The sequence below is a fragment of the Plantibacter sp. VKM Ac-2880 genome (genome assembly GCF_015351235.1).
Classification (GTDB): domain Bacteria; phylum Actinomycetota; class Actinomycetes; order Actinomycetales; family Microbacteriaceae; genus Plantibacter.
Window position 1 is genome coordinate 290,110 of record NZ_JADKSJ010000002.1, and the last position, 12,190, is coordinate 302,299.

Annotated in this window: 12 protein-coding genes; 3 read left to right on the forward strand and 9 right to left on the reverse strand. The window is 70.7% G+C overall.

What is annotated here, in order from left to right:
* Window positions 1-25 precede the first annotated feature (25 nt).
* Window positions 26-892: a LysR family substrate-binding domain-containing protein gene (locus ITJ57_RS13560; protein ID WP_194670634.1), complete on the reverse strand. Its 867-nt coding sequence runs from the start codon at window positions 890-892 to the stop codon at window positions 26-28.
* A 99-nt stretch (window positions 893-991) separates the two neighbouring features.
* Here ITJ57_RS13560 and ITJ57_RS13565 point away from each other — a divergent pair, with 99 nt between their 5' ends.
* Window positions 992-1,387, forward strand: a complete 396-nt coding sequence (locus ITJ57_RS13565) for a DUF5997 family protein (RefSeq protein WP_056012681.1) — start codon at window positions 992-994, stop codon at window positions 1,385-1,387.
* Window positions 1,388-1,390: 3 nt separating this feature from the next.
* On the opposite strand, the gene ITJ57_RS13570 is transcribed toward ITJ57_RS13565, so the two are convergent.
* A complete protein-coding gene (locus tag ITJ57_RS13570; RefSeq protein WP_194670635.1) occupies window positions 1,391-2,386 on the reverse strand; it encodes a stage II sporulation protein M in 996 nt (331 codons plus the stop codon).
* A 67-nt stretch (window positions 2,387-2,453) separates the two neighbouring features.
* On the opposite strand from ITJ57_RS13570, the gene ITJ57_RS13575 reads away from it, so the two are divergent.
* A complete protein-coding gene (locus tag ITJ57_RS13575) occupies window positions 2,454-3,314 on the forward strand; it encodes an RDD family protein (protein WP_194670636.1) in 861 nt (286 codons plus the stop codon).
* Between the two features lie 22 nt (window positions 3,315-3,336).
* On the opposite strand, the gene ahcY is transcribed toward ITJ57_RS13575, so the two are convergent.
* Window positions 3,337-4,827, reverse strand: a complete 1,491-nt coding sequence (gene ahcY / locus ITJ57_RS13580; protein ID WP_194670637.1) for an adenosylhomocysteinase — start codon at window positions 4,825-4,827, stop codon at window positions 3,337-3,339.
* 59 nt (window positions 4,828-4,886) lie between these two features.
* The gene (locus ITJ57_RS13585) at window positions 4,887-5,096 is read right to left on the reverse strand and encodes a DUF3499 family protein (RefSeq protein WP_369796492.1); all 210 of its coding nucleotides are present in this window, start codon (window positions 5,094-5,096) and stop codon (window positions 4,887-4,889) included.
* Between the two features lie 107 nt (window positions 5,097-5,203).
* Between ITJ57_RS13585 and ITJ57_RS13590 the strand changes: the two genes are divergently transcribed.
* The gene (locus ITJ57_RS13590) at window positions 5,204-5,641 is read left to right on the forward strand and encodes a metallopeptidase family protein (RefSeq protein WP_194670638.1); all 438 of its coding nucleotides are present in this window, start codon (window positions 5,204-5,206) and stop codon (window positions 5,639-5,641) included.
* Window positions 5,642-5,655: 14 nt separating this feature from the next.
* Here the strand turns inward: ITJ57_RS13590 and ITJ57_RS13595 are convergent, their stop codons facing one another.
* The 5 genes from ITJ57_RS13595 to ITJ57_RS13615 form a co-directional block, all read right to left on the reverse strand.
* Window positions 5,656-7,089, reverse strand: a complete 1,434-nt coding sequence (locus ITJ57_RS13595) for a DUF5719 family protein (protein WP_194670639.1) — start codon at window positions 7,087-7,089, stop codon at window positions 5,656-5,658.
* Complete coding sequence (locus tag ITJ57_RS13600) at window positions 7,079-10,393, reverse strand: glycosyltransferase (protein ID WP_194670640.1); 3,315 nt, start codon at window positions 10,391-10,393, stop codon at window positions 7,079-7,081. Before ITJ57_RS13600 ends, ITJ57_RS13595 begins: the two co-directional genes overlap by 11 nt.
* 111 nt (window positions 10,394-10,504) lie before the next feature.
* On the reverse strand, window positions 10,505-10,834 hold the full coding sequence (locus ITJ57_RS13605) for a WhiB family transcriptional regulator (RefSeq protein ID WP_082456139.1): 330 nt from the start codon (window positions 10,832-10,834) through the stop codon (window positions 10,505-10,507).
* Window positions 10,835-11,010: 176 nt separating this feature from the next.
* Window positions 11,011-11,973 (reverse strand): UDP-glucose 4-epimerase GalE, encoded by a 963-nt coding sequence (gene galE, locus ITJ57_RS13610; RefSeq protein ID WP_056012705.1) that lies wholly within the window; start codon window positions 11,971-11,973, stop codon window positions 11,011-11,013.
* A gap of 65 nt (window positions 11,974-12,038) precedes the next feature.
* Window positions 12,039-12,182: a hypothetical protein gene (locus ITJ57_RS13615; RefSeq protein WP_194670641.1), complete on the reverse strand. Its 144-nt coding sequence runs from the start codon at window positions 12,180-12,182 to the stop codon at window positions 12,039-12,041.
* Window positions 12,183-12,190 lie beyond the last annotated feature (8 nt).

Below are 12,190 nucleotides of genomic sequence, written 5' to 3' on the forward strand. Positions count from 1 at the left end.
CACGGGCGCTGCAGCGGAACGAGCCTCAGCGGCCCTTCCGCTTCTTGCGGCGCTCCCGGGCGAGGGCCTCCTGCTTGGCCTTCCGTGCAGCGAGCTGGGCGCCGCGGCTCGTCCCGGCGGCGGTTCCCGGTGTCGAGCCGGCCTTCGGCGGCTTCCGACGCTTCCCGGTCTGCTGCGGAGCGGCCGCCGCGGGGGTCTCCGCCGGAGCGCTTCGCCGTGAGCTGTTCGCCGTCCGACCTCGGACGATGCCGATGAACTCCTCGAGCGCCTCGTCCTCGCGGTCCCGAGGCCACGCGAGCAGCACCGGCACGGGCGGGAGGTCGACGATCGGGCGGTACTCCACGTCCTTCCGCTGGTGGAGCCTCGCGACCGATTGCGGGACGACAACGATGCCGACCTCGGAGGCCGCGAGCTCGATCGCCGCTTCCGGATCGGAGGTGAGCGGCGCGGCGGGTGCCGCGAACCCGAGCGTGTCCGCCTGGTCCGCCCACCCGAGCACGAGGGGTGCCATGATCAGCTGTTCCTCGGCGAGTGCGGCGGTTTCGACCGTGTCGTGCTCACCGAGCGCTGCACCCTTCGCGAACACGACGACGGGGAGCTCTTCGAACAGGGCGATCGTGTTGAGGCCCTCGGTGTCGATGGGCACGCGGACGAGCGCGACGTCCACCGCGCCGGAACGGAGGACCTCCCGCTGTTCGTCGAGGTCGACGCGGACCAGGCGGAGTTCGTCGTCGGGGCGCCGCTCGTTCCAGATGCGCGCCCACTTCCCGGGATTGACGCCCCGGGCGAACGCGACCGTCAACGCCGGTGTGGCGACTTCCTGGTCGTGATCGGCACCGTCGACCTCGACATCGATGCGGGAACCGTCGCCCTGGTCGTCCTGCCTGTCCATCGAAGCCTCCACTGCTCGGCTTGCCACACTACTGCAGGGCGGTCGGCGAGGCGGTGCGGTCGGTTGGGAGCGGGCGCTCCGGCGAGGTACGCTGAGCGGATGGGCGCGAGCGAACAGATCATGAAACCGGCAACCGCGGCGAAGAAGCTCGGGGTCTACCTGCCGGCGACGCCGGCATCGTTCCAGGAGGAGCCCATCACGCGGTCCGCCTTCCTCGAGCTGCAGGCAAACCCGGCCGACTGGTTGGTCGAACTCCGGAAGAACGGTCCGCACCCGCGGGACGTCGTCGCTCGCAAGCTGGGTGTGTCGACCTCGGGTCTCGCGCGCGCTGAGATCACCGAGGCGCTGACGACCGAGCAGATCCAGGAGCTCCTTCGCACCCTGCCAGCCTGGCTCGTGCAGGAGCGCGCGGTGCACGCCGAGGTCAACGCCGAGAACGCCCGGGTCAACGCCCGGAACGCCGAGCGCCGCGCACGGTCTGAAGCCGGCGAATAACGCTCAGCCGGCGACGATGCGTTTCGCGCCGGCTTCGAACTCGGCGAGATCGCCGCGCTCACCCGAGCGGTAGGCGATCCCGCCCAACCAGCACATGTAGAGCAGGAACGCCGCGAGCGCTCCCCCGCCGATGAGCATCTTCACGGCCCACGGCCAGGGCGCAGGGGTCACGAACCCTTCGACCAGGCCGGAGACGAACAGGACGATCACGAGCCCGATGGCGATCGTGAACAGGGCCCTGCCCTCCTCGGCGAGGGCCTGCCCCCGCGTCCTCGGTCCTGGCGCGACCCACGCCCAGAAGATCCGCAAGCCGGCCGCCGCCGCAACGAACACCGCGGTGAGTTCGAGCATGCCGTGCGGGAGGATGTACTCGAAGAACACGTCGCCCTTGCCGTAGGCGAACATGAGCCCTGCGGCCTGGCCGACACCCTGTGCGTTGGTGACGATGATGTATGGCACCCACACCCCGCTGATCCCGAAGGCCACGCATTGGGCGGCAATCCAGGCGTTGTTCGTCCACACCTGACCGGCGAAGCTGGCTGCCGGGTTGTTGGAGTAATAGGCGACGAAGTCGTCCTCGACGTACTGCTTGAGCTGCGCGTCCGTCCCGAGATTCGCGAGGACCTGCGGGTTGCCCGCGATCCACACGGCGTACAGGGTCGCGATGACGACGGTCGCGACCGCGACGGCGAGGGTCACCCAGCGGACCCGGTAGAGCGCGGCGGGCAACGCCAGGACGAAGAAACGCGGCACGCTCGACAGGACGTTGGCACTCGCCCCGGTGAACCGAAGACGCGCCCGCGACAGCGACACGGACAGGCGGTCGCCCACGAGCGTCGACCCGGCCGTCGTCTTGATGGCGGAGAGCTGCGTCGCGCCGGCCTGGTAGCGGTCGATCAGCTCGTCCGCCTCCGGTCCGCTGAAGAACCGCTGCTTGCCGAGCGCGTCGAGGCGGTCCCATTCCTGACGGTGGGCTGCGGAGTAGGCGTCGAGATCCATCGGAGCCATGCTACGCGGTGGGGACGCTCCGTGACCGGTGCTCCGGGCATCTGCTTGAATGGTCCACATGTCCGAACCGGCCCGGGTCCCCCTGCACGAGTCGTCGGTGGACGACGGTACTGAGCTGATCACCGGCGAGGCGGTCGCTCTGGACGTCCGGCCCACCGGGTTCATCCTGCGGGCCGCCGGAGCGCTCATCGACTACGCGGTGTCGATCCTCGTCTTCGTCGGCCTCATGCTGGCGATGTTCTCGTGGCTCCTCTCCGGCGTCGCCATGGACACGGCGATGTTCACCGCGATCGTGCTCGGGCTGACGGTCCTCTGCCTCGTCGTCCTGCCCGCCGCCGTCGAGATCGCCTCCCGAGGTCGTTCCCTGGGCAAGCTCGCCGTCGGCGCCCGCATCGTCCGTGACGACGGCGGAGCGCCCGGGTTCCGGCACGCGTTCATCCGTGCCCTGACCGGGTACTTCGAGATCTACCTGACCGCCGGCGGGATCGCCGCGCTCTCCGGCCTGCTCAGCGCCCGTTCGAAGCGGCTCGGCGACGTCCTCGCCGGGACGTACAGTCAACGTGAACGTCTGCCGAGGGTGGTCGAGCCGGTGGCGATGATCCCGCCGCAGCTCGCGACGTGGGCCGCGGGAGCGGACGTCGCCCGGCTGCCGGATCCCCTGGCGCGGCGGGTGTCGCAGTTCCTCAAGCAGGCGGCCGCACTGACGCCGGCGACCCGGACCCGGCTCGCGGCCGAACTCGCCGCAGAGGTGTCGCGGTACGTCTCACCGCTCCCGATCGCGCCGCCCGAGGCGTTCCTCGTCGGTGTCTCGGTCGTTCGCCGGGAGCGGGAGTACCAGGCCCAGCTCGCCGCCCGCCAGCGGCTGGCCCTGCTGCAGCCGGTGCTGAGCGGACAGCCGCACCGGTTCCCCGACCGCTGAGGCGGGGAACCGGCCGGGCCGCTCAGTAGCGGTAGTGGTCGACCTTGTAGGGGCCTTCGACGGACACTCCGATGTAGTCGGCCTGCTCACCCGTCAACGTCGTCAGCTGGACGCCGAGCGCGTCGAGGTGCAGCCGCGCCACCTTCTCGTCGAGGTGCTTCGGGAGCACGTACACGCCGATCGGGTACTCCTCGGTCCGGGTCCAGAGCTCGAGCTGCGCGAGCACCTGGTTGGTGAAGGAGTTGCTCATGACGAAGGACGGGTGACCCGTCGCGTTGCCGAGGTTCATCAGGCGACCCTCGCTGAGCACCAGGACGCTGCGTCCCGTCGGCAGACGCCACTCGTGGACCTGCGGCTTGATCTCGATCTTCTCGGCGCCCTCGAGGGCCTCGAGCGACGCCATGTCGATCTCGTTGTCGAAGTGTCCGACGTTCGAGACGATCGCGAGGTGCTTGAGCGCCAGGATGTGGTCGAGCGTCACGACGTTGAAGTTGCCCGTGCAGGTGACGATGATGTCGACCTCGGAGGCTACGCTCTCGAGCGTCGCGACCTGGTAGCCGTCCATCGCGGCCTGCAGCGCGCAGATCGGGTCGACCTCGGAGACGATGACCCGCGCGCCCTGCCCGCGGAGGGCCTCGGCAGCACCCTTGCCGACGTCGCCGTAGCCGGCGACGAAGACGACCTTGCCGCCGATGAGCACGTCGGTCGCGCGGTTCAGCCCGTCCGGCAGGGAGTGACGGATGCCGTACTTGTTGTCGAACTTGCTCTTCGTGACCGAGTCGTTGACGTTGATCGCGGGGAAGAGCAACTCCCCCTGCTTCGCCAGCTCGTACAAGCGGTGCACGCCGGTGGTGGTCTCCTCCGTCACGCCGAGGATGTCGGCAGCGACCTTCGTCCACCGATCGGTGCTTCCGGCGAGCGAGCGACGCAGGACGTCGAGCACGATGCTGTACTCGTGGCTGTCGGTCGCCGCCGTCTCAGGGACCGCACCGGCGAGCTCGAACCGGCGACCCTGGTGCACGAGCATGCTCGCGTCGCCGCCGTCGTCGAGGATGAGGTTCGGGCCGGTCCAGTCGGCTCCCACCGCTGCGGCTTCCGTCGACCAGTCGAAGATCTGCTCCGTGCACCACCAGTACTCCTCGAGGGTCTCGCCCTTCCAGGCGAACACCGGCACGCCCGACGGCGCGTCGACGGTGCCCTGCGGCCCGACCGCGACGGCCGCTGCTGCCTCGTCCTGGGTGGAGAAGATGTTGCAGCTCGCCCAACGGACCTGGGCACCGAGAGCCACGAGCGTCTCGATGAGCACCGCGGTCTGCACCGTCATGTGCAGGGAGCCGGCGATCCGGGCTCCGGCGAGGGGCTGGCTGGCGCCGAACTCCTCGCGAAGGGCCATGAGGCCGGGCATCTCGTTCTCGGCGAGGCGGAGCTGGTGGCGGCCGGCCTCGGCGAGCGACAGATCGGCCACCTTGTACGGGAGGGTGGTCGTGGGGGCGGTCAGTGCGGAAGAACTCATGCAGCCATTCTCGCAGACCGCCGGCGCTCGCGGCCCTTCATGTCGACGCTGTGGACCGGTCAGGAACCGTAGCCGACGTCGCCGAGGACGCTGTGCTTCACGACGCGCCAGCCCTGCGGCACACTCAGCCGTTCAGCATGGATGGAGCAGAGATCGTAGCTGTGTGGGCTCTTCTCGATGCTGAGCGGCCCGAGCACCGCCATCGAGTCGCGGTAGTCGTAGGTCAGCGTCGCGACGGGCTCGCGTGAGCAGCCGACCTTGGAACACATCCTGTCTACCATTTGCTCCAGCGTAACGCCCGGGTGCGGATCAGGCGCCCCGGCTCGCCGTCCATCGGGGTCGGGACGCGCCACCGCACGACGCCTAGACTGGAGCCATGGCGGAGGCTGACGAGGAGACGCGGGGTGCGCTCTCGCGGCGTCGCTCGCGTCACGGCCGCAACGGACGCTCGAGCGTCGTCGGGCCGGACGTCCCGCCGATCGACACGCGGATCGACCAGTTCGACCTGACGGTGGCGACGACGGCCGACTATCTGCGCGGCGCGTGGCCGACGGAGCTCGCCGACGTCCGCTTCGAGGTCGGCGCGATGCCCGCGCAGAACTCCGGGACGGACGGCGTGGACCGCTGGTTCGTAGACCGCGCGCGCCGTCGGGTCATCCTCTACCGGCTGCCGATCCAGCGCATGAGCAAGCTGCACCGGAACGACGAACTGCACCAGCGCATGATGGTCGAGAGTTGCGTCTTCCGGGCCGTCGCCGAACTGCTCGGTAAGGACCCCTGGGACCTCGGCCCCGACCGCTACCGCTTCCTCTGAGCGGCGGGCGCCACTCAGCGCGGGTAGACGCTGATCGGTGCCGCCAGCGGGTTCGGCGGCACGACGGGTGACGAGGTCAACCGACCCGGTGCGGCGAGGCTGATCGATGCGTGGAGTCCGTCGGCACCCTCGAGCACGTAGCTCTGGCCAGCGGCGACCCCGATCGTCGCGCCGGCACCGGCCGCGACCTTGGCCTCCGTCTTCGTTCCGTCGGCGTCCGTCAGTGTGACCGCTGCCTCCGATCCGGTCGGGTTGAAGACGTGCAGCTTCTGACCCGGGCCGGTGGGGACGGTGAAGGCCGCTGCGTCGTCGAGGACGGGCGCCGCTCCGAACCAGGCGAAGTCCTCGAGGGCGCCGCTGCGTGAGTTCGAGCGGGCCGCTGCGACGACAGGCTCGGTCGAGGTGATCTCGAGCGAGAACTCACCCGCAGGCAATCCGGCCAGGGCGATCTCGCCCGGCACACCCGGCTGGATCGTCGCGTCGACCACGATCGGCTCGTCCTTGCTGTTCTCACGGGTGGCCGTGATCACGACGTCCGCTGCCTCGGCACCCGGAGCGAAGAGTCTGAGGGCCGTGGCCCGGTCGTCGACCGACGCGATGTCGGAACTCGCCCCGGGCGCTGCCGGAGCCGAGACGACGAGGCCCGGGACGACGAGGTCGGTGGCCGGCGCCGCAGTAGGTCCCTGGACCTCGACACCACCGGGTGTCAGGACCCGGACGGTGCTCTGCTGCAGTGCTGCGGCGACCTGGCCACCCTCGCTGGTCACGCGGACGACCGGCGTCGGTTCGTTCGGTGCGAGCCCGGTGAGCGCGACGACCCGCTGCGTGCCCGAGGCCACGACGATCCCGGCCGCCCCTGGGGCGTCGATGCGTCCGGCGGCCCCGAAGACCTCGAGGGTGACGTTGGCGTCCACGGCCGAGGGATTGCCGAGGAGGATGAGGGTGGTGCGGCCGATGTCGCTCGAACCGCCGACGAGCCAGCTCTCCGCCGACGCCGGGGTGCAGGTGGCTGCGGCGAGGCCGGCCACGTCCGCCTCGGCCGCGATCTGGGACTGCGCTCCGCTGACGGGGGTCGCGCTCCCATCGGTCGCGCCGGGAACGGTGATGACGGCAGGGCCGCCGTCCGCCGCGCCGCTCGTGTTGTCGGGGGCACCGAGGTCACGCGTGGTCGGGGTGACCCCCTTCGCACCGAAGTCGACGCTCGCCGGCCCGAAGGACCCGGCAGCGGTCGCCGCGGTGGCGTCCTGCGCGAGGGCGAGCAGCGGCCCCGGGCACACCAGGGACTGGTCCCCGGCCACCGGGGTGACGCGGATGTCGCGCGGGGCGATCTCGACGGTCGGCAGGGTCAACTGTCCGGCGGCGGCGATCGTGACCGCGGCGATCCCGATCCCGACCAGCCCGGTCACGATGCGCCCTGAGGTGATGGCGACTCCGCGCTTACTGGGCATGCGGCTGCTCCGTTCCCGGGACGTCCCGGCGGGTGGTGTCTGAAGTAGAGGACGCGTCGCTCGGAGCGCTCGGCTCCGTCGTGGACTCGTCTCGCCCGTCGATGGCCTCCGAGGTGTCGACGGGCTCCCCGTCGGCGGGCTCCGCCTCGCTGGTCGGCGCATCGCTGGTCGGCGCATCGCTGGTCCGTTCCGCCGTGGGCTCCGCACCGCTCGCCACCGCCTCCGGGGCGTCGTCGGTGCGGGCGTCGGGGTCGGCGTCGGTCTCGGAGGCCGGCGCGGGAGCGGGTGTCTCGACAGAGGCGGCTCCGCGACGCCACCAGCGTGGTTTCGCCATCTCTGAAGTGCCTGCGGGCGAGCTCGGAGGAGTCTCCGGTGTCGACTCATCGTCGAGGTCGCCGGTCGGCTCCTCGTCGTCGTACGATCCCGCGGCGCCGTCGTCGAGCACGGCGACGGCGGAACCGGCGGCCGCAGCCTTCCGAGCGGAGCGACCCTTGAGCTTCGCCGGCTTCCGCGAACCCGCGCGGTACCCGTCGCGGGACGCACCGTTCGGGATGCTGAGGAGCAGGGTGATGAGGAAGACCACGCCCAGCCCGACACCGATGAGCGTGCCGAGCACGTTCGTCTCCGGTACCTCGGGGCCGGAACCGACGTCGGCGACCGTCCGCCAGAGCGTCCCGCTCGTGGTCTCGCCGACCGCGACCAGCGCGGCGTTGGCGTCGAGCGCACTCGCCGCCCGTCCGGCGGTCTGTCCGGCAACCGTCTGCTCGCCGCCCTCGACGGTCGGTGACAGGAGGACGAAGGCGATGCCGTGTTCCACGAGCGTCTTCGTCGGGTCGAGCCCGCTTTGCGACGCGAGGTTCCCCGCGAGCTCCGCGACGATCCGGTCGTCGGAGGACACTCCGGGCGAGCTCTGCACGATCGTGGATCGCCCGTCGAGCGTCTCCCCCTGGCCGCGGATGACGACCGCGGTGATGGTCCCATCGTCGCCGGGGGTGATCACGAGGGTGCCGAGACGCGGATCGGTCTGCGTCGCCGCCGTGACGTAGGCCGGCAGCTGCCGGCCCGAACTCTCACGGACGACGGACGTGCCGAGCGGCTGGGCGAGCGCGAGCGGGACGGCCACCACCACGGCTGCGAGCACCATGACGAGCGCCGGAACGGCTCTGAAGCGCGGGATCCGGTCGAGTCCGAGGGTCGCCGCGCCGACGATGCCGAGCCAGTAGAGGCTGATCGCGGCACCAGCCCAGACCGGGACCGCGGTCCCTGCCGTGGAGGTGAGGAACAAGTGCGTCGCGAACACGGCCGAGACGAGCCCGAGGAACGCGGCGATGAGGAGCGGGACCGCGCGGCGCGAACCCGGCAGGAACAGTGCGAGGAGGGCGACGATCGCGAGCGGGGCGAACAGCGCCGGGATCACGATGACCGGGGTCATACCCGGCAGGCCGAGCGCGGCGGCGACCTGACTCCAGCCACCGAGGCTGCCGCCGGGGAAGCCGAGGGACAGCTGCCAGCCGGAGGCTGCCGTCGCCGGCGTCACCACGCCCGGATCGGAGAGGAGCCCGAGCCAGTTGCCGCGGTGGAAACCCTGCTGCCATACGAGTGGGGCGAAGAGCGCAGCGGCGGGGATGGGGACGAGCGCGACCCGCGCGATGCCCCGGCCAGCGAAGACCATCGCGACGACCCAGATGACGAGGAGGGCGGGAGCCAATGACGGGGCGCTCGCGACGATCGCGGCGAACAGGAAGGCGCTCGTGCCCGCAGCGGCCCAGGAACGCGCGGCCACCACGCCGGCGTAGAAGAGCCAGGGCAGCAGGACGTGCACGATGACCGCCGCCGGACGTCCGTCCGCCAGCGCGGTCAGCAGCGTCGGCGCGAGGGTCCACAGCAGCGCGGCGACGGCACGGGGGCCTGCCCGCTCGGTGAGGCGCGTCGCCGCGAACCAGGCGCCGAGCGCCGAGAGCGGGAGGGCGAGCAGGAAGAGCAGGACGAGGGAGAACGACGGCTCCCAGAACGTGATCGACCCGAGGACCGCCAGGACGGCGTTGAACGGGTCCGCAGCACCGACGAACCCGAGTCCGACGTCACGCCAGCCGAACCCGATGTGCTGCCAGAGCTCGCCCACCGTCGACGACAGGGGCAGGAGCCCACCACCGGTGATGAAGGAGGCGCCGAGGAGCGGGGCGAGGATCGCGGCACCCAGGACGGCGGCCGCGAGGACGACCCAGGCGCCTCCTCCGGAGAAGAAGCGGAGGTCGCGCTCCTCACCGATGAACCCGATCTGCGTCGCCTCCCTGGCGAGGGCGCGTTTCCGCCGCACTTCGTCGAGTCGCATGCGCAGGCCGGCGATGCTGGACCACCCGAGGGTCCGGTTCTTCGCGAGCTGGCGGCGCGCGTTCTGGACCTTGGCTCCCGAGAAGGCGACCGCGAATGCCGCCGATAGCTCGCCGAGCACGAGCTCGGGCTGCTTCTTCACGAAGTGGCCGATGACCCGCAGGATGGCGAGCGGCACCAGGCTGAGCCAGTGCACGGGGACCATGATCCCCGGCGCGTAGACGAGTCGGCGGTGCAGCTGGGCCGCGCGGGCCTGGCGGTGTCGGCGACGGCGGGCACCCAGTCGGTTCGACCAGGAGGGTCCGGCGATGCCCTCCCCCGCCGAGGCGACGCGTGCCGTCGGCACGACCGCCACCAGGAACCCGGCGAGACGGGTCCTGATGCAGAAGTCGAGCGCGTCGTCCGCGACGAGCGCCTGGTCGAAGCCGCCCAACTGATCCCACAGCTGATGGCGCACGAGCATGCCGGCCGGGCCGACGGCCATGACGTCGTTCATCGTGTCGTGCTGAGCCTGGTCGAGTTCGTCCTCGACCACCGGGACCGCGGCGCCGAGCGAGGTGATGGTCTCGCCGTAGCGGCGGAGGAAGGAGGCGTCGTCCCAGTCGAGGATCTTCGGACCGGCCACACCGACCGACGGAGAGACCTCGAGGGCGCCGAGCAGTGCGGCGAGCGCTGTGGGCTCCGGCGCCGTGTCCTCGGAGAGCAGCCAGAGCATCTGCTCGGCGTCCTCGGGCTGGTCGGTCACCCGGACGCCGGCCGCGACGGCCTGCGCGAAGCTGAGGTCCTCGGACGAGGTCACGAGCTTCATCCCGGGGACCCGGCTGAGTTCTGCGATCGTCGCTTCGCTGCTGCGGGTGGCGACGGCGATGATCCCGTCCGCCGGACGGGTCTGGGCACTGAGGGCGTCGAGCGTGCGTGCGAGCGACGCTGAGCCGTCACGCACCACGAGGATCGCCGTTACTCGGGGAGACATCGGAATCAGACTAAGCGGGCGAGCGCGGAAGGCCGGGAACCGGACGGGCGCGCCCCGGATCAGGCAGGCTGCGCGTGGCTGACGGGCGCGTGAAGTGGGTCGTTCAACCGGTCAGACGGCGCGCTTGCGGAGCTTGCGACGCTCGCGCTCGGAGAGGCCGCCCCAGATACCGAAGCGCTCGTCGTTGGCCAGCGCGTACTCGAGGCACTGCGACTTGACGTCGCAGCTCGTGCAGATCCGCTTGGCGTCGCGCGTGGAGCCGCCCTTCTCCGGGAAGAAGGCCTCTGGGTCGGTCTGAGCGCAGAGCGCGTCGGTCTGCCAGGAGAGCTGGGTGTCGTCCTCGCCGTCGGCAGCCGGCTGACGGACGCCGGGCACTCCCAGATTGACCGGATCGACGAACCAGTCGTCGGGTACCCCGGCACGATACTCAGGAATTGCCATACCGTCTCCCCAACTGCTCGTACCCTGCGCCACGCGGCGCGATACATAATTACACCCTTGTAGTTATGGTCGAGTCAAGTCGCACATCGTAAAGCCTCAATCACGAGGTGAGGGTTCGCGACGCGCCGCGTGTCACCTGAACTGGGTGACGGGATCGATCGCGGCCCTGATCACGGTCAGGAGGCGGCGCGGCGCGCCCGCCACGCGCTCTCCACCATCTGCCGGAGGTCGTGCCGCATCCGCCAGTCCAGATCGCGAGCGGCGAGCGCTCCCGACGCGACGATCCGAGCGGGATCGCCGGCGCGACGGGGCATGATCTCGGGCGTGAAGTCGATGCCCGTGACCTCGGCCATGGCGGTCATGATCTCCCCGACGCTCGATCCGTCCCCGCTCCCGAGGTTGTAGGCGGCCTCAAGGGGCTCGCCGGCGTCGAGGCGCTTCGCCGCAGCGACATGGGCGGCGGCGAGGTCGGCCACATGCAGGTAGTCGCGGACGCAGGTGCCGTCGGGGGTCGGGTAGTCGTCCCCATTGATCCGCGGCGTGCGACCGGCGAGGAGCGCGTCGAACACGAGCGGGAACAGGTTGTGCGGACTGGTGTCGTAGACCTCGTCCGTCCCGGAGCCGACGACGTTGAAGTAGCGCAGTGAGGTGTGACGCAGCCCGGTCGCCACGCCCTGATCACTGAGCAGCCACTCCCCGATGAGCTTCGACTCCCCATACGGCGACTCCGGGGCCTTCGGCGTGTCCTCGGTGACGAGGTCGACGTCCGTGGTCCCGTACACCGCGGCGCTCGAGGAGAAGACGATGCGTTCGACGCCGTGCTCTTCCATGGCTCCGAGCAGCATCGCGGTCGCCGTGACGTTCTGGGCGTAGGTGTGCAACGGGCGCTGCACGGAGACGCCCGCGTACTTGTAGCCGGCGACGTGGACCACGCCGCTCAGCTCGAACTCCGAGAACGCGCGCTCCAGCACCGAGCCGTCGAGGAGGGTGCCGCGCACGAAGGGGACGTCCGCCGGGATGAAGCGCTCATGCCCGCTGGAGAGGTCGTCGAGGACGACCACGTCGATCCCCTCGGCCTGGAACGCCCGAACCACATGGGCGCCGATGTACCCGGCCCCGCCCGTCACCAGCCACGTCACGATGCTTCCTCCAGTCGGCCGCCCGTCGGCCGAACTGCGGCCGTCCTGCGGGCGGAGTGACCAGACTACTGGAGGCCGGCGCGGCGGGCGTCCGAGCAGGTGGGGACGGCGCGGTAGCCGTCCGTGCGGATGGCGCGGACCGTCGCGACGACGGCGAGGACCACGACGAGGACGATGACGATTCCGACGAGGAGCGCGATGATGGACATGTCTGGAA

Coding starts and splice junctions, on each gene's coding strand:
- ITJ57_RS13560 (WP_194670634.1), bottom strand. CDS start 892: ATGGACAGGCAGGACGACCAGGGCGACGGTTCCCGCATCGATGTCGAG.
- ITJ57_RS13565 (WP_056012681.1), top strand. CDS start 992: ATGGGCGCGAGCGAACAGATCATGAAACCGGCAACCGCGGCGAAGAAG.
- ITJ57_RS13570 (WP_194670635.1), bottom strand. CDS start 2,386: ATGGATCTCGACGCCTACTCCGCAGCCCACCGTCAGGAATGGGACCGC.
- ITJ57_RS13575 (WP_194670636.1), top strand. CDS start 2,454: ATGTCCGAACCGGCCCGGGTCCCCCTGCACGAGTCGTCGGTGGACGAC.
- ahcY (WP_194670637.1), bottom strand. CDS start 4,827: ATGAGTTCTTCCGCACTGACCGCCCCCACGACCACCCTCCCGTACAAG.
- ITJ57_RS13585 (WP_369796492.1), bottom strand. CDS start 5,096: ATGTGTTCCAAGGTCGGCTGCTCACGCGAGCCCGTCGCGACGCTGACC.
- ITJ57_RS13590 (WP_194670638.1), top strand. CDS start 5,204: ATGGCGGAGGCTGACGAGGAGACGCGGGGTGCGCTCTCGCGGCGTCGC.
- ITJ57_RS13595 (WP_194670639.1), bottom strand. CDS start 7,089: ATGCCCAGTAAGCGCGGAGTCGCCATCACCTCAGGGCGCATCGTGACC.
- ITJ57_RS13600 (WP_194670640.1), bottom strand. CDS start 10,393: ATGTCTCCCCGAGTAACGGCGATCCTCGTGGTGCGTGACGGCTCAGCG.
- ITJ57_RS13605 (WP_082456139.1), bottom strand. CDS start 10,834: ATGGCAATTCCTGAGTATCGTGCCGGGGTACCCGACGACTGGTTCGTC.
- ITJ57_RS13615 (WP_194670641.1), bottom strand. CDS start 12,182: ATGTCCATCATCGCGCTCCTCGTCGGAATCGTCATCGTCCTCGTCGTG.